We start from the raw sequence: 21,717 nt of genomic DNA on the forward strand, positions 1-21,717 counted from the left end.
TCTACTAACCGTTACCCTTCCGGATCCGGGCTGGCGGTGATGCGCCAATCCTGCCCGATGGCGCGAATATCGTGAATCTTCAGGGGCAACTGCGCCGCCATGGTATCCAGTGGCAACTGGAACAGGGGGCGGGCGTTGCTGCCCAGCAGCTTGGGCGCCATGTAAATGATCGCCTCATCCAACAGCCCAAGCCCCAGAAACGCTCCGGCGAGGGTTGCGCCGGACTCGACCAACACCTCGTTACAATCACGGCGGGCCAATTCTTCCAGCAACGCTTTGAGGTCTATGCGGCCCTGCCGACCCGGCAGGCTCAACGTCTCCACCTGTGCGGGCCACGTTTGGTGGGGAACATCGCCGGCGTGAACCAACAACACCGGCCCCGCGTGTTGCAGCAGGGGAGCATCGGGCTTCATGCGAGCGTGAGAATCCAGCACCACTCGTAGTGGCTGGCGCTCGGCAATACGCTCGGCGTCGTCCAGTTGCAGCTCGGCGGCTCGCACCGTCAGCGCTGCCTGGTCCATCAACACCGTATCCACGCCGGTCACAATGGCGCAGCTGCGCGCCCGAAGGCGCTGTACGTCTTCCCGGGCCCGGCGCGAGGTAACCCATTTGCTTTCACCGCTGGCCATGGCGGTTCGGCCATCCAGGCTCATGGCCAGCTTGCACCGCACCAGAGGCCGCCCCTGCTCCATCCGTTTGATAAAGCCGGCATTCAGCGCCCGGGCTTGCTCTTCCATCAGCGGGCCCACAACGTCAACGCCGGCCCGACGGAGCGTTTCCAGCCCCTGCCCGGCGACCTGCGGGTTCGGGTCTTCCATAGCGTAGACCACCCGGGCGATGCCGGCATCCACCAACGCTTGGCTGCAGGGCCCGGTGCGGCCGGTGTGATTGCAGGGCTCCAGCGTCACGTAGGCGGTGGCCCCCGGTGCGCGGGAGCCGGCGTTGTTGATGGCGTTGATTTCCGCGTGGGCTCGGCCCGCCTGCTCGTGCCAACCCTCGGCCACCGGCTCGCCGTCACGCACCAGCACACACCCCACCCGGGGGTTGGGCATGGTGGTATAGCGGCCGCGCTCCGCCAAACGCAGGGCGCGGGCCATAAAATGACTGTCCAGCTCCGTTAGGGGCATGGGCTTATATCTTTGCCTTGGTTGTGTGGGCGTCGGCTTCGGGCGTGTCGGGTTCGTGCCGTTCGAGCCGATCAATCTCCTGTCGGAATTCGTTCAGGTCTTTGAAGCGACGGTATACGGAGGCGAAGCGCACATAGGCCACTTCATCCAGCTTGCGCAGTTCATCCATGACCTTTTCGCCGACTTTCAGCGACGGGACTTCACGCTCGCCGGTGGCCTGGAGGAAGTGCTTGATCTGGTTGATGGCCGACTCTATGGATTCGATGCTGACGGGGCGTTTTTCCAGCGCCCGCAGCAGACCGGCGCGCAACTTCGCTTCATCAAACGGTTCACGGGTACCGTCCTGCTTGATAATGCGAGGCATCACCAGCTCGGCGATTTCGTAGGTGGTGAAACGCTCATTGCAGGAAAGACACTGGCGACGACGGCGAACTTGGTCGCCTTCGGCCACCAGTCGGGAGTCGACGACTTTGGTATCTTCAGCGCCGCAGAAAGGACAGTGCATGGCACGGGGCCTCGTGGGTTCTCAAACTGCGCGCATCTTAGCACAGTTTGCCACTAACGCCCCAGAACCCGGTCAGCTCGTAGTGGGTGCCGGCACCACTTCGCCCGCTTCGACCAGCTCGCCTTCAATAAAGGTCAGCGCCTCGTCAATCAACAGCAGCATGGCCGCCTTGGCCCGCTCGGGATTGCGGTTTTTAATGGCGTGGTAGACCTTGGCGTGATCGTCGATGATCGCGTCCTGGTCCCCTTTGATGACGTTGGTGTGGCGGATACTGACATTGAGCGCGGTCTGAATGAAGTCGCGCAGCCGGATATAAAACCGGTTCTGACTCGCAAACAGAATGCTCACGTGGAAGTTAATGTCCGCCTGCAAGCCCTCTTCCGGTTTGTTCTTGGCCTGGCGCATGCCTTCGAGCGCTTCTTCGATGGCCTGGATACGGCTGTCATCGGCAAAGCGGGCCGCCAGAGAGGCCGCCTCGGGCTCGATGGCAATGCGCATCTGAAGAAACTCCCGCAGCACCCGCAGAGAAGGATTACCCTCCAGGGACCAGCGCAGCAGGTCGGAGTCAAAGATGTTCCACTCCTGTTCAGGCAAAATGCGAATGCCTTGACGCGGGCGGCTGGAAATCAGCCCCTTGGCCGAGAGCATTTTAACCGCCTCGCGCACAGCGGTACGGCTGACGCCAAACTGCTCGCACAACTCTGCCTCGGTGGGCAGACTCTCGTCCTTTGGGTACACACCGCACACGATCGCCTTGCCCAGCTCCTGGGTCATACGCTGAGAAAGGTTAAAGTTGCGTTCAAATACGGCCATAACGGTGAATCCAGGGTGTTGGGATTGAGCTTGGTTATTGGTATTTCGGATCTAAGCCTGCAAAGGTAGCGCGTTAGTCAACAAAGTTCAATAAAGGAATTATCAGATAATAACCCCTTTGGCGAGAATAAGTTTACTCATAAAAAAAGCCCTTGTACCGACCGGTACAAGGGCGAGGGAGACCTCGATATCAACCAACATCGAGTGAGAGACACAAAACCCGCCGACCTGCTTGGCATCGCCGACGGCCTTCATAGCCTTAAGGAGAATCCAAATGAACCCCGGTGACGTCGTGGGAGAGAAGATCACCCTGGCTCCAGCGTTTCGGTCCAATTTCCGATTCGCCTTTGGATAATTGGTATTATATTACAATAGTTGTACAAGTCAATATCAGGGAACACATCCATGAAGCCTCGCCCGGTTTTTTGGGACAAGCGCGGAGGTGTCTTCCTATAGGACGAGAAAACCCGGCACTTGGCCGGGTTTGAAAGCACTTGCCCCAAAGGGCTAGCAGGACACTCTTAGAACCGGTAACGAGCTCCAAGGGCAAACGTCCTGGAGTAAATACCGTTGCTGAAGTTAAAGAGGTTTTGGTTCCCTTCCCCGTAGTAGCTCTGGTAGACGTCATCCAACAAGTTGGTGGCATCAAACGTCACCGACAAGCTATCACTCACATCGTAGCTGAACTGAAAGTCCAGGCTCTGTTCGGGACGATTCCAGAACTGAATCGGGTTGGCAAAGATGGCCGCCTCGTTCCCCGTGTAAAAGGCCTCCCGCCACACATAGGACAGGCGCACATCAAACAACTCTTTGTCGTAAGCGACCACCATACTATAGGAGGAGTCAGACACACCGCTCATCTCCGAGTCCACGTAGCCGGTAATGCGGCCGTTCTCGGTATTGAACTCCGGTGTGGACTGGGAGGAGTCAAGCAGGGTGTAGCTCGCCTGCACGCCCAATCCATCCAGAGCCTCGGGCAGATTGTTCGGGAAGTAAACCAGCCCGAGCTCCGCACCGGACAGCTCACCATCCGAGGCATTCATCGGCGCACTGAGAATGTGGGGTATTTCTTCCCCTTCGTTCTCGGCGTCGGGTCTCATGACAATCGTCCGGCCGGGCACCACTAGCCCTTCGATTTCCCGCTTGAACAGGGTGCCGTAGAGGGAACTACCGTCGGCAAAGTACCACTCCAGCGAAAGGTCGTAGTTCGTGGATTCGGTCGGCTCAAGTTCCGGGTTGCCACCGGTGCCCGTGCCGTAGGTCGCCCCTTCGGTCAAGGGCGGCGTCCAGTACTGAAGCGCGTTCAGGTCGGCGAAGGCCGGCATCCGTAGCGTCTGGGTATAGGCGAAGCGGCCGATGAGGTCGTTGGTGATATCCCAGTTGACGACCAGGCTGGGCAGGACTTTGTTCGCCTCTCCGGTCCCTTCGGCATTTTCCGTCTCGGTCCAGAACTGCATATCCTGCTCATAGGAAACATACCGAGCGCCCAGCTCGCCACTGACGCGATCGCCCAACAGGAAGTCGGCCGTTACATAGGCGGCGGCGGAGGTTTCTTCAATGTCGAAGGTCTTGTAAACCGCCTCTGCTTCAAGCCCATAGGCGGTGCGAACGGCGGAGGCATTATCCAACATATAGGTGCCGTCGGCCGTGATGTAGCGGTCGAAGACACTCGCCCGGCCATCGAAGTAGTCCTCGACGGTAAACACCAGGCCAGAGCCGTCACCGGCCGCATCCGCCTGGGCCAGCTCATCGATCAACTCTTCGAGGGGCTGCCCGCCGCCGGCCTCCTGAGTTCGAGTGAACGCCTCGGCGGTGCGAACCTCGTAGCGCCCTCCCGCTCGAACAGCGCTAATGAAGCGGTTATCCAGCTCCCATTCGGCGTCAACGGTAAAGGTGGAAGCGTCGCCGTTGTTGGCATCGCCATTGTCATAAACCGTACCGGCGTTCCAGTTAGCGACCGCCGCCATGGCCGACTCGTCAACGTTCGCCGTGCTCGGGTCGTCCCACAAGACCAAGCCGGGAACCCCGTCACGATCGTTATAGTCCACATCCAATCCATAACCGACGCGATCAAATCGCATGGCGAAGAAATCCGTGGAGAACTCACTGTCCTGGTAAACCAGCTCTGAATTGACGGTCAGGTTATGGGTAGGCTCCCAGGTGGCACCGAGTGCATACAGAAAACTGTCCGTCTCGCCATAGGAAGAGTCACCACTTTGAAACGCGCCATTGCGCTTGCCTTGGTGCTCCTTAACAACGTTAGTGCCTTCGTACACGAGGGGAACATCAATATTGCCGTTCTGGTTCTCAAAGGTATTGCTGAACCACATGGCATTTTGGGACGCATTTCTATAGCCGGTATAAAACGCTTCACCCACAAACTCCAGTTCCTCGTTGGGCGCCCACTGCAAAGAAACACTGGCCGCCGGACGTTCGCGCTCGCCGGTAAACGAGGTGCCGAAGATGGCATCGCGCATCATCAGGTATTCTACGTCGGTTCCCCCCACGTTCAGGGTAGAACCTTCGGCGTAGGGAAGGCCCCGCTCCAGGCCAGCTTGCCAAATGTCGCTACCATCAGAGTGCTGATTGGGAATTCGTTCGTAGGGCGCGTACTGATAGTGTGGCTCATCGGTAAAGAACGGGAAGACCGCCCCGGCGGTGATGGTATCGTCACGATAGGTGGTTTCGGCGTAGGAAACATTCAGCAGCGCACCAAACTCACCGGCATCACCCAGGTCCCAGCGGTTGCTGAACAGCGCACTGACGTTCGGGTCTACCGCTTCAGGCTGATCAGAATAGATCGCGCGGCCCGCCACCACGACCTGAGCGCCGTCAAAATTGAAGGGGCGGTGTGTTTGGATATCAATGGAGCCCGCAATGCCGCGCTCCACTTGCTCGGCCGAGCGGGTTTTGTAAACGGTAACCCCCGCCAGCAAGCTGGCCGGGATGTCCTGTAGCGCTACGGCACGGCCCGTGCCGGTAAACACGTCCCGGCCGTTAACGGTCGTGTGAACATCGGTCAGGCCACGAATGGACACCGTGCTTACCTCGCCGGCACCACGCCCTGTGGTTTGTACGCCGGTTACGCGCTGGAGGGCCTCCACCACGTTGTTGTCGGGGAATTTACCGATATCTTCCGCGACAATCGAATCCACGATTTGGGTGCTGTCGCGCTTAATATCAAGCGCTTTGTTCAAACTGCTGCGGATACCGGTAACGACAATTTCTTCCAATACCGGGTCTAACTCTTGCGCGGACACGGACTGTGTCAACATGACCGCCAATATTGCACTGGATAACGCTGTTTTTGAGTACATGATTCGACTCCAGAATTTTTATTAAAATTCGCTCTTCCCCTAAGCGCCCTAGTGGGGCGCGACCGGGGGAGCGGGCAGAGGGGGCTCGCACCCCCTCCCTCAATTACTCGACCGCACCTTCTTCGTACAGCTCCTGTACCGAGTCGGCGGTCACCGCTTCGCTGAAGACCTTCAGCTCGTCAACCGCGCCGTTGAACGGCGTATCCCAATAGTTGACGCCCAGCGCAAACTCGTTGGTTTCTCCCGCCACGGTAAACACGCTCGGGAGACCACTGGTTTCGATTTCCAGTGAACCGTTGACATAGAGCTTCAAGGTCCCGGTACTGTCGCCTTCGGAGACGATAACAATATGAGTCCACTCGTTTGCCGGAATACGGTAGTCCAACTCGCCGCCATCAAAGAAAGCATCCATGTTCGCCCAGAGACGGGTGTTAGCGGTCTCTCCCATGGAAGGAACCAGACTGATCCAGGCATTCGGGCCGGCACCGGCAAAGAAGGCGGTGGTGTAGTCGCTAAAGGCGGTCGGCTTCAGCCACAGCGACACGGAGTAGTTGCTGCTGGTAATCAGGTTGTTGGGCAACCGCACCCCGTTGGTACCGTTGAGGTGAACCGCGAGGCCTTTAACACCGTCAACGTAATCCACGCTGCTTCCGGTATTATCGATTCGGTTACCCGCGACGGAGCCAGCGTCATAGGAGCCGCTAAACTCATCCAGGTCGCCCTCAAAGCTGTACTCGGCGGGCGCCATGGACTTCACGGTAACCTCAAACTCTTTGGTATCCGTGAACCCCTGATAGGTAATGGTGGCGGTCAACGTAAGGGTCTGATCACCCTCCAACGCGGTGGGTTGGTTCACCACGGCGGTACCGTTCACCGGATTGAGGAACGCTTTGCTGTCTGACTCCCAGCTAATACCGGAGACAAACGGTCCGACTCGGGGCAACTCAAAGTTCCCACGGACGGCTGACAGATCACCCAACTCCAGAGCGTCCTTCACGAAGCCGGCAAACTGCGAGGGGCTGGTCAGGTTGTTCATGGCGGCGCCGCGAATATCCAGGCCGCTCAAGGCGTAGTCATACACGATGAACTCGTCGATCAAGCCGTTAAAGGGAACATCCCAACCATAGTTCACGCCCAAGGCAAAGGCACCGCCCGCGGCGCTGAACATATCAGGCCGGGGCATGGAGCCCGACAAGTTCCCGTCGATATAAAGGCGCATGGTCCCATCGGTGTAGGTGAGTGCCACGTGCTGCCACTCGTTCAATGGCGCCTTATCGGTGTGAATAATTTCGCCCCAATCTTCCACGCCGTTCTCGAAGTACCGGCTCCAGAGCAGTGCGGTAGTGGTGAAATGAGAGGCTTCATCCGGAATGTAGCTAATCCACTGTTCAGGGTTGGCAGCAGCGAAGAAGGCGGGGGTATAGGCGGTCAGCGCTTCCGCGCTCGCCCAGAACGACACCGTGTACGCATCGGACTGAATGATGTTGTCCGGCAGTCTCACACCGTTAGCACCGTTAAAGTCATAGGCCTGATCGGCATAACCCTGGGCGTAAGTCTCTGCGGTGGCATTGACATTCTCCAGGTTATTGTCCGTCGTGCGAGCATTGGCATAGTCACCCAGGGTGTCGGCAAGCACACCATCGAAGGTGTAGTGAGCCACGGCATTTTTGAACTCGGGCCGAGCCGTGAGCGTGACGGCAAACTCTTTCGTCGTGGCTTGGCCGTTGAGCTCAATGGTGGCCATCAGAATAACGGACTGGTCCCCACGATCCGGGGTGGGAATGAACACGGAGCCATCGGTACCGATGTAATATTCGTTACTGCTCTCCCAGGAAATAGTGGCACCGCTCTTACCTGTCATGGGAATAGCGTAGCCTTCGTCTTCTACCGTAAGCTCGGGCTTGATCTCAAGTTCTTGCTCAACGGTTGCCAGCGCCTCCGCTGTCGCGGAAATCGGATCCGTACGGCTACCCCAGACGGTCGCGCCGCTGGCGGCCATGGCGGAGAACGTCGGTACAAGCTCACCTTTTCTATCATCCCACTGCCACTTCACCACACCGTTGTAACTGCCGGATTCAAGCTCCAGGCGGATGGCGTCACCGCCCTGGGGGAACCAGGAGCCGGTATCGGCGCCGGTAACGGAGCGGTCTTCATTCAAAGTGACGTAGTCCGAGCGGATAGCCGAAGTGTTGCTCTCAGTCCCATGGTTTATAAATTTGTAGTAACCGGGAATGTCTTCAACATCCACCGTGTTCTCGCCCTCAAGCGGCACATAGCGCTGCGGGGAAGCAACAAGCCACCCGGCCTTGTTGACGAACATTTCGTGCACGCGAACGGCGTGCGCTTCGGGGGTGTTCGGGTAATCGGTTGAGGTGGACGGGAAACGGGTGTGGGTCACCAAGATATGGCGGCCGCTTTCCTCGTCGTAGTAAGCGGAGTTGTGGCCTGGAGACAGGTAACCCCAGGACTCGCCCGCTTCGCCCAACTCTTTGGTGAACTCAAAGCCACCCATCAACTTGCCCCCGATTTCCAGGGTGCCGTCGATATCCGCAATGTTGTTCCCCGCCGGGTCCATGTAGGGGCCCTGGGGATTCCGGGAGCGGGCAATGCGAATGTTATAACCGCCGTCGGCGGCAAAACCGGCCACGGAGTAGAACAGGTAGAAGTAATCGCTTTCCGGGCTATACATGGCAAAGGCCCCTTCTATCGCGCGGTAGTCGCCGCCCACCAGATGGGTGCCATAGCCTTGGCCTTCTTCGGGCATGCCGGTGGTCTCGTCCATCGCCAGCACGAAAATGCCGCCGGAGTAGGAGCCGTAGACCATCCACAGGTTGCCGTCTCGGTCATAGAAGGCGGTCGGGTCGATCACGTTCGGATCAACCGCGCCACTCCAACTGGTCTGACCGTCGTCCAGCGGAAACTGCTCGAACTCTGCGGCCGAGCGGTAACCGCTGCGCAGGAATACACCCTTGTCTTTGTAGGGGCCGTCAATCGAATCAGACTCAGCCAGCCCCAAGTAAGAACGGTTGTTACAGTCCCCGGGTTGTCCCGGTTCAGCCGCATCTTCTTGAGCGCAGTGGTTGTAGTAGAACCAGAATTTACCGTTGGGTGCTTTCACTACATCCGCGGCCCAGTTTCCGGTGTAGCCGTCGGTCCAAGCGATACCTTCCGCGATTTCCGAGGTGTAGTTATTGCCAAACAGCTCGCTTTCATCCACTAAGTGATTTTCAGAGATGAGGGGGACGAGCTCGCTCCAGTTGATGAGGTCATCCGATTGGGCAGCGGCAAGATGAGACCCAAAAATATAATAGGTGCCGTCAGTTTTTATAACCGAGGGGTCATGGACACTAAAGTCCTCCCAACCAATTGAACCGTCTTGCGTGAGTTCAAGATCAGCGGCCAGGGCCGGTTTGCTGTAGGTTGGCTCTTCCGAGGCCGGGCGGGTCGAGGAGGTTTTGTTGTCGTCGCTGCCACCGCAGCCCGCTAGCACCAGCAGGCTGCCAGCGACAAACACTAGACTCGTGAGCTTCATGGGTTGTACCTCTGTGGGTTGTTATTTTGTGAGCTGTTATCTGTTCTTCAAAGAGTCCCGGCACCGCAGGAACCGGCTACTTTGGGAAACGGTATTACTGCGCTTTTTATGTATGACAATAATACTATGCTACGATAGTGGCACATTATTTTCTGTAAGTAAAGACTTGGTGAAGAGAAATTTCGCGATGGACCGCAGTGAACAGAGGCAGCCGAGAAGAGGCCTCGGCCGCCGGTAGGAGGAGGGGGTAGCGAGCGCTAGGGCAGCGCTCTCAAGTGGTAGCGCTGGCACTTGCTTTCCAGGTCCGGCCCGAGGGCTAGGTTGGTGCCATCGGCCAGGCCGCAGTGGGCCAGATCGACCACCTCGGTGGTATAGCGGTTGACCAGACTCACGGCGCCGCCCTCGAGGAACTTGAGCCCCCACTGGCTGGTTTTTGAGCCACACTCATCCACCTCCAGGTTGGCCCCGGGCACGACCGCTTCGTCGGTTACCGCCAGGCACTGATCACCGGCACTTACCGGGCTCAATTCAAAGTAACCTGAATCGGTGGGCCTAAAGCGCCACTTCTGGCTGTCGCGGTAGCTCCAGGCGCGTTGCTCAACGTTGTCGCCCTCGCTCGCCACACTGACGGCCCGACCGCTTTGTTCGCTGAGAATCGCTACCTCATTCATTGGCTGCAGGCGCCACTGTTTGCACACACTGTCCTCACTCTGCTGCAGTACCGACTGGTTTTCGTTGGCGGAGCAACCGGCCACGGCCAGAGGCTTACCAGTCGCGCGGTTGGTGATGACACTGTGGCCACCCTCACCCGGCTCCAGGCTCCATTCCTGACAGGCGTTGTTGCGCCAGGCCGCCTGTCGCACACGGGCGTTGTCGCCGCTACTGCAGTTTTCCACTTCCAGGAACTTGCTGTCGTGATTGTTGGCAATACGGAAGTAGCCGTCGGTCACCGGATCGATCACCCACTGGCCATTGTTGGTATTACAGGCCGCCTGACGGGTACGGTTGTCTTCCGGGTTGGTGGCAATATCCAGGCATAGGTCGGTGGTGCCGTTAACCAACTGGAAGGGCTGCCCCTGAATGCGGGTCACCAGCGGGCCGTTTTCCCCGGAGGGGCGCTGCACCGGCTCACCTTCGGGTACCGGTTCGCCGAAATTCGGCGTGCCGTCTTCGTTCCAGGTGAATTTCTGGGCACGCAGCGAGCGGGTTGCGCTACAGCCGTGCTCTACCGAGGAGTTACCGTGGTACACCAGCCAGTCTTCGGTGCCGTCCGGGGAGGGGAAGAAGCCGTTATGGCCGGGGCCATAGACGCCGTTGCCACGCTGGAAAACGGGCTCCGGGTACTGTTTCCAGTGCTCTGCGTTGAGCGGGTTCTCGCCCACCAATTCGAGCATGCCCAGTTTGTAGTCGGGCGTGTTGCAGTAACTGGCCGAATAAATCATGAAGGTCCGGCCATTGCGCTGAAGAATCTGCGCCGCTTCGGTCACCTTGCGGCCACTGATTTCCCAATCCAGCTCCGGACGGGTGATCACGGTTTTGGGTGACCCTTCTTTCAGGGTCCAGGGATTTTCCATTTCGGTGATCAGGTTCAGCTGCTCGTCCCCGTGCCATTGGGAATACAACAAGTAGAGCTTGCCATCCTGTTCCAGGTAGGTGCCATCAATGTTCCACTGATCCGGCATTATGGGCGCCTTGTACTCATAGGGGCCCATGGGATCGTCTCCCACGCTTTCCAGCACGTTCAGGTGCTGATTATCCAGAGTGCCATCTTCGCCGGCGGTGTACACGACGTACCAGCGGTAGCCGTTGGGGCCTTTCAGGCGGTGAAATTCAAACGCCCAGAAGTTGGCGTTGCGCTTGGGGTCGGTATCGGACCAGACGTTGACCGGGGTGGCATCAGCCAGGCCCGCCAGGGTCGGCGATTTGCGCATCACCAGCTCGGCCGTCCAGGTGGTAGTGGTCAGGTAATAGTTACCGTCCCAGTACTCCAGCCAGGGGTCCGCGCCGTTGGGAAACAGGGGGTTGGTAAAAGTGCCGTCGCGCTCAGCCGTCTCTTCGGTGGTGGTGCCCTGAGTGGCACAGCCACCCGCTATTAGGGCCGCCAATACACCTGCCACGCCCAGTAGGCGTTGAATAGCATTTTTCATTATTTACCTCGTTGAATGTCATCACCTCGCACCTCGATAATATACTATTATATTTTGTATTATCAATAGAGCTTAGTTTAGTCCCATGGTTTTTCTTGGCGATGACTGGAGGTTCGGGTAACAAGCACCCAATAAAAAGCCGCGGGTAATGGCTCACCCACGGCTGTCTCGATGGCAAAAAGGGGGGCTCCCTACAGGGCTGAGAACCGGAAGCTCATCCGAGTGTGATAGCGCTCGCCCGGGCGCAAGATGACGGAAGGGAAACGGGACTGATTGGGCGAATCGGGAAAATGCTGGGGTTCCACGCAAAAAGCGCCGTGGCGGACATGTTTAACGCCTTTGCCTTCGGTGGACCCATCCAGAAAGTTACCCGTATACAACTGAAAGCAAGGCTCTTCCGTCCAAACTTCAAGCTCGCGACCGGATTTAGGCTCATAGGCCTTAGCCGCCAACACTTCCCCTTCCAACCCCCCGCGCCGGATCACGAAATTGTGATCATAGCCTCCGTTGGCCCGTTTAAGCTGGGTATCGTCCTGATCGATGTCGGCGCCAATGGCCTTTGTAGAGGTGAAGTCAAATGCGGTGCCATTGACGTCCACCAAGTCCCCCTCTGGAATCAATTTCTCACTCACCGGGGTGAATTGTGGGGCGTTCAAGGTAAGCTGGTGTTCACGAACCGTACCGGCACCGGCGAGATTAAAGTAGCTGTGCTGCGTCAGATTCACCGGCGTGGCTTTGTCCGTTGTCGCGCAGTACTCGGTGACTAACTGGTTATCTTCTGTCAGCCGGTAGTCCACCGTAACCTTAAGATTCCCCGGGTACCCTTGGTCACCATCGACGCTGGTCAGCGTCAGGCGCACGCCCCTCTGATCGTCAAGAGGCTCGGCATCCCACAGCTTCTTATCAAACCCTTCCACCCCGCCATGGAGGTGGTTCTCGCCGTCATTCTGCTCCAACACATAATCCACCCCATCGAGTGTGAAACGGCCGCCAGCAATTCGGTTACCAAACCGGCCGATAAGCGCACCGAAGTACGGCGAGTCCGTGAGGTAGGGCTCGAGGGTATCGAACCCCAGCACCACGTCCGCCAGTTTGCCGTCCCGGTCCGGCACAAATGCGTGGGTGATAATACCCCCATAATTCAGCAACCGGACCTCCATGCCGGAGTCGTTAGTCAATGAGAATTGAGTGACTTCGCGACCATCCGGCAGGTGACCGAAGACCTTGGAGTTAACAGACGCTTTACCAGCCATTACAACGTTTCCTCGATGTTATTGCGTGACATTTTGGCAATAATATAACACAGACCCCGGGGTATCCCCCTTCACCACGCAAGGGCCATGCCTTATGTGGCCTCATAAGATTCTTCGTATTCCCACACAAAAAAGGCCAACCCCGAGGAGTTGGCCAAGTTTCGGCTTGGATTTAAAACAGCGTAACGTCTTGCTTTACCCGAGACTCCTTAGAAGGAGTAGCGGACACCCAAGGCGTACGTTGTGCTGTACAGCGATGCGGCCGATGAATGGTACGGACTGTCGCCATAACTGGTTTTGTAGAGATCACCCGTCAGGTTAGTCGCATCGAAGGTCAGGGTCAGGCTGTCAGTCGCGTCATAGCTAACCTGCATGTCGAGGCTCTCTTCGGCATCGTGGTAGATGCTGAGCGGGTTGGCGAACGAGGCCGCGTCGTCCTCGTACAGGAAGTTATCACGCCATACATAGGACAGGCGCGCATCGAAAGCGTCGCGCTCGTAGGCCAGAGTCAGGTTGTAGGAGGTGTCGGATACGCCGTACATCGGGCCTGTCTCGTAGCCTGTAACTTCACCTTCATCGTTGGTCTGAGGGTTGGTCTGCTCGGAATCCAGCGAGGTCAAGCTGGACGTCACACCCAGGCCGTCCAGTGCACCCGGCAGGTTGTCGGGGAAGTAGTTGAAACCAACTTCCACACCATCGAGCATACCTTCCGAAGCGTTCTTCGGCTGAGTCAGTACAAAGCTGTCGGCATTGAAGCCCGGAACGTCGGCCTCAATCCGGTTCCGGAAAGACACCACCAGGTTTTCGATATCGCGACGGAACAACGTTACGTAGGCCGAGCTAGCATCCCCAAAGTAGTACTCCAACGACAAGTCGTAGTTCTGCGAGGTCGTCGGCTTCAGGTTGGGGTTACCACCCGAGGCGGTGCCGTAACCAATATCCGTCACATCATCCTCGTAGGTGATGTTGGCATTTAGGTCGACAAAATCCGGCATGCGCAGGGTCTCACCGTAGCTGGCACGCACCAGCAGCTCATCGGTGATAAAGTAGCGCAACATCAAGTCCGTCAGGAATTCGGTGGTGTCATTGGAGTCGCGAGTAATCTCAACGGGGCCTTCGGCCGGATGCTCGTAAAACCGCATGTCCGTTTGAACATCAACGTAGCGGAAACCGAGCTCACCATCCAAATCACCCATAGTGAACTGGCCGGTAGCGTAGAGCGCCGTGTTCTTCTCATTGATGTTAAACGTTTCCAGCAGCGGCTGGTCCACTTCCAGCTGATACAGGTTCAACAGTTCGGTTTTATTGTTGGTGACGTAGCCAGCGCTGGGGCTGTACCAGCTGGTGGTGGTCACCGCTTCGCCATCCATAAAGCCGTTATTAACGTGTGCCATGTCGGGGTAGGTACCGGGCTGGCAGAGCGAGGCATCGTCCACAACAGCCGGGCACGGGTCGTTCTGCGCCTGATCACGGTCAAACTCCGCCGCATCGCGGTCATCATAGCGGATGCCGAAGTTCAGAGTATGGAGAATGTCCCAGCCAGTGTCATAATCGGCATCAGTGGTGAAGGTCACCGCGGAACCTTCGTTGCGATTGCCGTTATCGTAGAATTGGGCCATGGTCCAACGCTCAGGGTTAGACACATCAGACTCGTCCACGTCGGGGGTTGTTTCGTCGTCAGAAAAGGTAAATCCGGCCACATCATCAAAGTCGGCGTTCACCTGATACTGCACACCGTCCAGGCGTTGGGCCGTAAACTCATCCTCAAACTCACTGTCCTGGTACACCAGGTCGGACTTGACTTGCAGACTGTCGGTCAACTCCCACTCACCAGTCAGGGCGTACATAAAGCTATCAGTCTGCGCGTCGGTGACATCGCCACTGACGAAGGTGTAGGGGAACCCAACTGTGCGCGACTTGATGACGTTGGTGCCCTCATAGAGCTCGAAACTTTCCGCCGGATCGGCCCCTACCGCACCGTGCCAGTCCACAAAGGAAAACAGCAGGTTGTTTGACATCTCATTGCGGTAGCCGTTGTAAATGGCTTCAAAGGTGTACTCAGAGGCGTCGTTGGGGGCGAATTGCAGTGACAGGTTGGCGGCCGAACGCTCGCGCTCACCCGTCAGGTCATTCTGGAAAATAGCATCGCGCGCCAGGTAATACTCGGTAGGCGTGCCGTTGATTTGCATGGTAGAGCCTTCGGCGATCGGCAAACCATTTTGCAAGCCAGTTTGCCATACCGGGTCTTCCGCAATAACGTCATCGGGATCATCAGGGCGAATGCGCTGTAGCGGTGCAAGCACTGACCCTTCGGGGGGATTCTCAGTGGCGTAAGGGACCTGCGCACCCGCTTGGACATTCTGGTCACGATAACTGGTACGAGCATACGACACGTTCAGCAAAGCACCAAAATCACCGGCACTGGTGTCCCAGCGGTCGCTGAACAGCGCACTGATATTCGGGTCCGTTTTTTCCGCCTGGTCCTGATAAATGCCGCGGGCATTCAACTGAACCCGGGAACCATCGAAATCAAACGGGCGGAAAGTATGTACATTGATCTGACCGGCAATGCCGTTTTCATACTGGCTGGCCGAGCGGCTTTTTATGACATCGACCCGGTTAACCAAAGTGGAGGGCATATCAGCCAGCGCCAGTGCGCGGCCGGAAGCGGTGAACATAACGCGGCCATTCAACGTGGTGCTGACGTCCGTCAGACCTCGAATGGTCACGGTACTCGCTTCACCGGAACCGCGGTCGGTCACCTGAACACCGGAAACCCGCTGCAGCGATTCCACCACGTTGTTGTCCGGTAGCTTGCCGATGTCTTCGGCAACGATAGCGTCCATGACCTGCATGGAATCGCGTTTAATGTCTTGAGCTTTGTCGAGACTGGCACGGATACCCGTGACAACGACTTCCTCTAGCACGGGCTCATTTTGGGCTTGGGCCAGCATGGGGACGCTAGCCAACGCGATAGAGGCAGCGATGCTGCGGCTCAGTAGGGAACGCTTAAACATATTTGCAACTCTCCTGCGGTTTGCATGTGTACCCCGGAGAGGGACCGATATTTTTCGGCTTGCTGCCGAGGTAACTGGTTATTTTTCAAATGGAGCAAAAGAATACTATCGTATTATAAAATGACCATCAACATTTTGTAATACATTTGCGTAATAATCCAATACCGCAGCTTAAAACCGTCCGTATATTAGGCGATTCGGCGCATTAATTACCTTTTTGAAGTAATTTTCCTTTTTTGGTGGCACTTTTCGTCCACTTAGGCTCCTTTCTTAACGTTATTTATAGCTCTTAACTCGTACTTATTCCATTAATTCGTCATAAAATATGCTTATACTCACAGGAACTATAAGATCAAAAGGGTTGAAAAGGGGCCTAAACGCCCCATTCCTATGGGTAATTCAATGGCTAGGAGGTCTGTATGAGTAAAACCGTGGTGGTTACCGGCGCCAACCGGGGCATTGGTCTGTCATTCGTTAAGCGCTACCTGGAGCGGGGAGATACCGTTTACGCCGCCTGCCGCCAGGCGTCTGACGCTCTGGCGGACAGTGGCGCTCACATCGTGGACGGGGTGGACGTTAGCTCCGAGGAGGGCGTCGCCCGGCTGGCGAAGGCGCTGGACGGGGTAAACGTTGATTTATTGATCAACAACGCGGGTATTTTGCGGGATGAGTCCCTGGGCTCGCTTACCCCCGACACCATTCGCGCGCAGTTCGATACCAATGCGCTCGGGCCACTGCTAGTGACCGAAGCGCTGAGCGAGCGGCTTTCCGATGGCGGAAAGGTGGCTCTGATTACCAGCCGCATGGGCTCTATTGCCGATAACACCAGCGGCGGCCGTTATGGTTACCGCATGTCCAAGGCCGCGTTGAACGCGGCGGGTAAGTCCTTGAGTGAAGACCTTAAAGGTCGGGGCGTGGCGGTGGCCATACTGCACCCCGGGCTGGTGGGTACCGAAATGATTGGCGGCCATGGTGACCTTACGCCGGATGAGGCGGCTCAACGGCTGGTGCAGCGGATTGATGAATTGACGTTGGAGAACACCGGGACGTTTTGGCACTCGAATGGAAGCGTGTTGCCCTGGTAACGTGGAAGGTATAACCGCGTTGTCGGATTACGCCTTTGGCTAATCCGACCCTACGGGCTATGGGTTCGTCTGACCCATGATGGCAGGTGGCGGCTGACGCCTTACCGTGCCCTACCTATTCCGCATGGGACCATCTGGAACGGGGTAGGGTACGGTAAGGCGGTAGCCGCCACCTACCGTTGCCACACGTCACGCTTCCTCGCCTCGATGTGGTTCTTTTGGTAGGTGGCGGCTACCGCCTCCGAGGCGTCGGACCGACCTACCCTATACGACAGGGCTTCGTCAGCCGCGGGTTATGGCTTGTCGCGCAGCAGGCGGACGCCGTAGATGCCACCGGCGATTGAGCTCGGCTTGGCTTCAAACTTCAACGTCAGCACCCCATCATCTGCCTCTCGCACCAGGTCGGTCGGGAGCGGATAGTCTACGTAATAGAAGTCAGCTCCCTTCCCCTCTTCCAGCTGAACATCCGCCACTTTCTGGCCGTTAATGCTGATGCTGAACTCGCGCCCGGCGTCCGGGCCGAAATAGGTAATACGTAGAAATTTGGCCTGTTGCTGCGGGTCCCGCAAGTCATAGCTGAACCAACCTTTCGCATGGCGCCAGTGGCGACCCTGGTGCACACCGGCTTCGGTATCCTCACCTTCAAAAAAGTGATCGGCCTCCGGCTGCTGCTCGCCCGGCGCGACCTTGTCGATGGTGAGTGCTTCCAGCGCAAGGCGCGCCCGTTCTTCTTTTATCCGCGCTGCACTTTGGTCACCACCGGCCTGAGGCCAATAAACCGTGTAGCGGCTATCGTGCACTCGGAAAAACGGCACCAGCTCCACCGTTTCCTGGTCCGGCACATCCAACCCGGCGTTCGCGGCGAACGTCAGGGGCCGGCCCGTCACCGGCTTGAGTTGGGTCAAAAACTCCTCCGGTTCCGATACCATTACCGGGGTCGCTTCCGGAGGACACAATGCACCCTGGGCAATATGCCCCATACGGCTGTCGTCGCTCAGGAAGTTCAGGGTCTCGTTTTCGAACACGTCGGTTTTGGAGGCCAACACAATCGGGCCGTGCAGCACGGCGTAATAATCTGACCCGTCCGGCAGCTGTTCCAGACGCGTGGTCATCGGCAAGGTCACCTCGACCTTGTCGCCCGTTTGCCAGTGGCGACCGACCGTTACGTATTCTCCAGGCTCGGCGCCCACCTCGACGGACTGTCCGTTGACGCTCACTTGCATCGCCCCCTCAGCGACCCATACCGGATAGCGCAGGTTCAGGGAGAAGTCACCACCGCCCTGCTCCACCGTAAATCGCGTGGTCTCCGAGTCGGGAAACGCGGTTTCCTGAGCCAGGGAAATGCCCTGCGCTTCCCAGGTCAAACGGGAGGGGATGAACAGGTTTACAAACAGATCCTCACCACGGTGGGCGTAGATCATTTCCCCGTACTTGAAATGGTTTTCGATACCGGAGCCGACACAGCACCACATCGCCTGTTCCGGCTGGGAATACATGCGGTAATGGGCCGGACGCATGGAGGTGAAATACACCAACCCGCCATGTTCCGGGTGTTGGCTGGACAGGATGTGGTTGTAGAGCGCGCGCTCGTAATAGTCGATGTACTCAAGCTGCGCCGCGTCGTCGTACAACATCTTGGAGAGTTTGAGCATGTTGTAGGTGTTACAGGTTTCCGGCCCTTCCCGGTCGCTGACCATGGAGCTGAAGTCATCGGTGGGATGGAAATGCTCGCGAACACTATTGCCGCCAATGGCCACGGAGCGCTCGTAAACGACCGTGTGCCAAAAAAAGTCGGCGGCTTCACTCCAGCTTTCATCGCCGTTGAGTTCCGATACCCGCTTGTAGCCGATAACTTTGGGAATTTGGGTATTGGCGTGCAAACCGTTCAATCGGTCCTTGTCTTGCAACAACGGGTCGAGTATCAGGCGGTGAGAAAATTGCTGGGCGAGGGTCAGGTATTTTTCCTCTCCGGTGATCTCGGCCACATCGGCGAAGACTTCGTTCATGCCACCGTATTCAGTGCGCAGCATGGCCTGAATTTGCTCGTCGGTCAGACCGTCCACCAGATCGATCGTCCAGTCGGACAGGTTCACCAACATGCGCTTGGCTTGTTCGCTGCCGGTGTAAATGTAAGCGTCGCGCAAACCGGCAAACACTTTGTGCACGTTGTACCAAGGCACCCATTTATCGTTGAGAGCAAACAAGTCGGCGTCAATATCACCGCGTTCAATTTCATCCCACAGCTCTGTACTTCCCGGCACGCCCCCCAAGTAGCCATTGCCGTTGGCCTCCTGGGCACGCTCCAGCTCATCAAGCATATAGTTCAGGCGGCTCAAGGCTTCGCCATTGCCGGTGGAGGCATAGGCCAATGCCAGCGACGTCAGGTAGTGCCCACCGATATGACCGTCCAGGCCCGAGCCTTCCCAGTTGCCGTAAGTATCCTCTTTTGGCTCCAGCCCCGCTTCGCGCAGGTACGGGGCCAGAAGGCGGTCCGGGTCCATGGCGAAGATATACTGCAGGTTGGTCTGTTCGGCGTTTTTGAACGGACTGCCGTCGAGGAGACGGACGCTGCCGAGGGGGAAGGTTTCAACGGCGGCTGATGTGGGTTCGGTGCGGTCGTTGGTTTGGGCGCAGCCGGCGACTAGGGTGGCGGCGAATAGGGCTGGGAGAAGTTTTTGCATGGGGCTCACCAGGTTATTGTGATCATGGTGGGACAATTGATCATTTATGGCAGGTGGCGGCTATCGCCTTACCGTGCCCTACGCGGTAACGAGTGCACGCGTAGGGCAATCCACCGTTTATTCTTCAATCAGAACGCTATGGTACTCGTTCAGTACGGCGGGATCAATTTCCGGCCAGCCATCGTCGGTCCACTCGATCTCGGCAATCTTGAGTTTCTGCAAGCCGTTGTCCGCCGCCTCGTAGGCGTGGAATACCATGTAGTCCTTGCCATCAAAGGTATAAACGCTGTTGTGGCCCGCGCCGTACCAATCCTCATTGCCTTTTAGCAGCACGGTACCACCGCCCTTGTTCATGGGTGTACCTTCTTTGTCCACGTAGGGTCCGGTCACGTCTTTGGAGCGTCCCACCACCATATGATAGGTGCTGTCGGCACCGCGGCAGCACAGGCCCCAAGAGACGAACTGGTAGTAGTAATCGCCGTGCTTGAAAATGAAAGGCCCTTCGATTTCCGCGGGCCCGGCTTCAGTGTCATCCACCAGAATGGAGCGCTCGCGCTTGGAGATGGTGTACCACTCCTGCGGTTCCGCCGGGGCCGTCCAGTCTTCGTTAAGTTTGAACATCTTCATGCCGCCCCAGAAGGAGCCGAAGCTGAACCAAGCGTCTCCCTCATCATCGACAATAACGTTCGGGTCAATGGCGTTCCACATATCCCGGTTGGGGACGGACTGGATAACCATGCCCTGATCTTCCCATCCGTAATCGTCGGACTCGGGGTCCAGGGTTGGGGTCGTGGTTACGCCCATACCCGATGTGTTTTTGCCAAAGGCGGAAACCGAGTAGTAGAGGTACCACTTCTCGGTCTCTTCATTGTAAATGATGTCCGGTGCCCACAAATGACCATTAAATTCCGGGGCCACGTCTTTGGCCCAGTCCGGCTCACCCTTAAAGGCTCGGCCCTGACGCTGCCAGTGCACCATGTCTTCAGAGTTATAGATGGTGATACCCGGCCCGGTACTGAACAGGTAATAGGTATCCCCTTCTTTGGCCATTACCGGATCGTGAATGCTGACCTGCTTCGGCTGCTCTGCCTGACAGCCCAGCGCAGCCAGCACCATCGAAGCGGCGGCCACGTTCTTTAACCACTGTGTTACATTCATTATCTCGTACCTCATTCAAAGAGCGTGGTCTATTCCACCATGGACGGCTTGCCGAAAACCGGGAAACCGTCGCTGTCCCACTTGATGGGTTTAATAAATGTGTGCCGATCGGGATTCCACAGCGGGTCACCTTCGATTTCGGTGTAAGTCCGCGCGTGATAGACCAGCATGTCGGTCTTGCCGTCTTCAGCCACGGTAAAGCTGTTGTGGCCGGGACCGTAGAGGGCGTTATCCATATCGCTCTGGAACACCGGCTTCTGGGACTTAGTCCAGCTCTTGGGGTCCAGCAGGTCCGCGTCCTGATCCGCCCAGAGCATGCCCATGCAGTAATTCTCATCGGTCGCGCTACCAGAGTAGGTCAGAAAGATACGACCGTTGCGGATAAGCACGGCGGGGCCTTCGTTCACCAGAAAGCCTCGGGTTTCCCATTCCAACTCGGGCACGGTCAAGCGCACCGGCTCACCGGCAATCGCATCGGGCTTATCCATGGGGGCGATGTACAAGTTCGAGTTACCGGGAATGCCCTCTTCTTTCTGTGCCCAGACGTAGTACAACTGGTCTTTGTGGGTAAAGGTTGTGGCGTCCAGGCAAAAGGTGTCCATGCCGGTGTCGATCTGCTTGGGCTCGGTCCACGTCCCTTCCAGCGGGTTGGCCGCCTCGGTGCTGATGCAGTACATACGATGCTGGAACAGACCATCTTTGATTTCGCGAGTCGGAGCCGCCGCAAAATAAATGTACCAGGCGCCCTGATTGAAATGAATTTCCGGAGCCCAGATCAGTTCGCAAAGAGGGCCAGTATCCGGTTTGTGCCAAACGGCCACGCGCTCGGCGTCCGGCAGGCCAGCGATGGTTTTGGCGCGGCGCAACTCCAGGCGGTCATAGGCCGGAACGGACGCCGTGAAATAGTAATAACCATCGGTGTGTTTGTGGATGTACGGGTCGGCTCTTTGTTCGATCAGGGGTTTCAGTAGTTCAGCCATGGATACCTCTTCAATATTCAGAAATGGCGGATGCGCTTCGCTTATCCGTATATGGTCTCCTCCCCGTTTGCAAGGTCTCAGTGCTCGATGTCAGGGACAGGT

The 21,717-nt window shown here is 57.3% G+C and carries 12 protein-coding genes; 1 reads left to right on the forward strand and 11 read right to left on the reverse strand.

Going from position 1 to position 21,717, the window contains the following annotated elements; translation table 11 throughout:
• Positions 1–11 precede the first annotated feature (11 nt).
• The 8 genes from ribD to AAE514_RS14505 all read right to left on the reverse strand — a co-directional run bounded on the left by ribD (position 12) and on the right by AAE514_RS14505 (position 15,711).
• Complete coding sequence (ribD, locus tag AAE514_RS14470; protein WP_347332263.1) at positions 12–1,127, reverse strand: bifunctional diaminohydroxyphosphoribosylaminopyrimidine deaminase/5-amino-6-(5-phosphoribosylamino)uracil reductase RibD; 1,116 nt, start codon at positions 1,125–1,127, stop codon at positions 12–14.
• A gap of 4 nt (positions 1,128–1,131) precedes the next feature.
• On the reverse strand, positions 1,132–1,632 hold the full coding sequence (nrdR, locus tag AAE514_RS14475; RefSeq protein WP_347332264.1) for a transcriptional regulator NrdR: 501 nt from the start codon (positions 1,630–1,632) through the stop codon (positions 1,132–1,134).
• A gap of 72 nt (positions 1,633–1,704) precedes the next feature.
• A complete protein-coding gene (locus AAE514_RS14480) occupies positions 1,705–2,445 on the reverse strand; it encodes a FadR/GntR family transcriptional regulator (protein ID WP_347332265.1) in 741 nt (246 codons plus the stop codon).
• A 521-nt stretch (positions 2,446–2,966) separates the two neighbouring features.
• Positions 2,967–5,762, reverse strand: coding sequence for a TonB-dependent receptor (locus AAE514_RS14485; protein ID WP_347332266.1), 2,796 nt, complete (start codon positions 5,760–5,762; stop codon positions 2,967–2,969).
• Between the two features lie 103 nt (positions 5,763–5,865).
• On the reverse strand, positions 5,866–9,294 hold the full coding sequence (locus AAE514_RS14490) for a LamG-like jellyroll fold domain-containing protein (protein ID WP_347332267.1): 3,429 nt from the start codon (positions 9,292–9,294) through the stop codon (positions 5,866–5,868).
• 257 nt (positions 9,295–9,551) lie between these two features.
• Positions 9,552–11,441, reverse strand: a complete 1,890-nt coding sequence (locus AAE514_RS14495; RefSeq protein ID WP_347332268.1) for a family 43 glycosylhydrolase — start codon at positions 11,439–11,441, stop codon at positions 9,552–9,554.
• Between the two features lie 191 nt (positions 11,442–11,632).
• Complete coding sequence (locus AAE514_RS14500; RefSeq protein WP_347332269.1) at positions 11,633–12,694, reverse strand: aldose epimerase family protein; 1,062 nt, start codon at positions 12,692–12,694, stop codon at positions 11,633–11,635.
• A 209-nt stretch (positions 12,695–12,903) separates the two neighbouring features.
• On the reverse strand, positions 12,904–15,711 hold the full coding sequence (locus AAE514_RS14505) for a TonB-dependent receptor (protein WP_347332270.1): 2,808 nt from the start codon (positions 15,709–15,711) through the stop codon (positions 12,904–12,906).
• 419 nt (positions 15,712–16,130) lie between these two features.
• Between AAE514_RS14505 and AAE514_RS14510 the strand changes: the two genes are divergently transcribed.
• Positions 16,131–16,796, forward strand: a complete 666-nt coding sequence (locus tag AAE514_RS14510) for an SDR family oxidoreductase (RefSeq protein ID WP_347332271.1) — start codon at positions 16,131–16,133, stop codon at positions 16,794–16,796.
• 293 nt (positions 16,797–17,089) lie between these two features.
• Here the strand turns inward: AAE514_RS14510 and AAE514_RS14515 are convergent, their stop codons facing one another.
• The 3 genes from AAE514_RS14515 to AAE514_RS14525 all read right to left on the reverse strand — a co-directional run bounded on the left by AAE514_RS14515 (position 17,090) and on the right by AAE514_RS14525 (position 21,615).
• Positions 17,090–19,477, reverse strand: coding sequence for a beta-L-arabinofuranosidase domain-containing protein (locus AAE514_RS14515; RefSeq protein WP_347332272.1), 2,388 nt, complete (start codon positions 19,475–19,477; stop codon positions 17,090–17,092).
• A gap of 117 nt (positions 19,478–19,594) precedes the next feature.
• Positions 19,595–20,635, reverse strand: coding sequence for an arabinan endo-1,5-alpha-L-arabinosidase (locus AAE514_RS14520; protein WP_347332273.1), 1,041 nt, complete (start codon positions 20,633–20,635; stop codon positions 19,595–19,597).
• 29 nt (positions 20,636–20,664) lie between these two features.
• Positions 20,665–21,615, reverse strand: coding sequence for a glycoside hydrolase family 43 protein (locus tag AAE514_RS14525; protein WP_347332274.1), 951 nt, complete (start codon positions 21,613–21,615; stop codon positions 20,665–20,667).
• Between the last annotated feature and the right edge of the window lie 102 nt (positions 21,616–21,717).

The organism is Marinimicrobium locisalis (assembly GCF_039822625.1).
GTDB lineage: Bacteria > Pseudomonadota > Gammaproteobacteria > Pseudomonadales > Cellvibrionaceae > Marinimicrobium > Marinimicrobium locisalis.

Bases quoted from the DNA above. Each gene is read 5' to 3' on its own strand.
- ribD (WP_347332263.1), bottom strand. From the start codon at position 1,127: ATGCCCCTAACGGAGCTGGACAGTCATTTTATGGCCCGCGCCCTGCGT.
- nrdR (WP_347332264.1), bottom strand. From the start codon at position 1,632: ATGCACTGTCCTTTCTGCGGCGCTGAAGATACCAAAGTCGTCGACTCC.
- AAE514_RS14480 (WP_347332265.1), bottom strand. From the start codon at position 2,445: ATGGCCGTATTTGAACGCAACTTTAACCTTTCTCAGCGTATGACCCAG.
- AAE514_RS14485 (WP_347332266.1), bottom strand. From the start codon at position 5,762: ATGTACTCAAAAACAGCGTTATCCAGTGCAATATTGGCGGTCATGTTG.
- AAE514_RS14490 (WP_347332267.1), bottom strand. From the start codon at position 9,294: ATGAAGCTCACGAGTCTAGTGTTTGTCGCTGGCAGCCTGCTGGTGCTA.
- AAE514_RS14495 (WP_347332268.1), bottom strand. From the start codon at position 11,441: ATGAAAAATGCTATTCAACGCCTACTGGGCGTGGCAGGTGTATTGGCG.
- AAE514_RS14500 (WP_347332269.1), bottom strand. From the start codon at position 12,694: ATGGCTGGTAAAGCGTCTGTTAACTCCAAGGTCTTCGGTCACCTGCCG.
- AAE514_RS14505 (WP_347332270.1), bottom strand. From the start codon at position 15,711: ATGTTTAAGCGTTCCCTACTGAGCCGCAGCATCGCTGCCTCTATCGCG.
- AAE514_RS14510 (WP_347332271.1), top strand. From the start codon at position 16,131: ATGAGTAAAACCGTGGTGGTTACCGGCGCCAACCGGGGCATTGGTCTG.
- AAE514_RS14515 (WP_347332272.1), bottom strand. From the start codon at position 19,477: ATGCAAAAACTTCTCCCAGCCCTATTCGCCGCCACCCTAGTCGCCGGC.
- AAE514_RS14520 (WP_347332273.1), bottom strand. From the start codon at position 20,635: ATGAATGTAACACAGTGGTTAAAGAACGTGGCCGCCGCTTCGATGGTG.
- AAE514_RS14525 (WP_347332274.1), bottom strand. From the start codon at position 21,615: ATGGCTGAACTACTGAAACCCCTGATCGAACAAAGAGCCGACCCGTAC.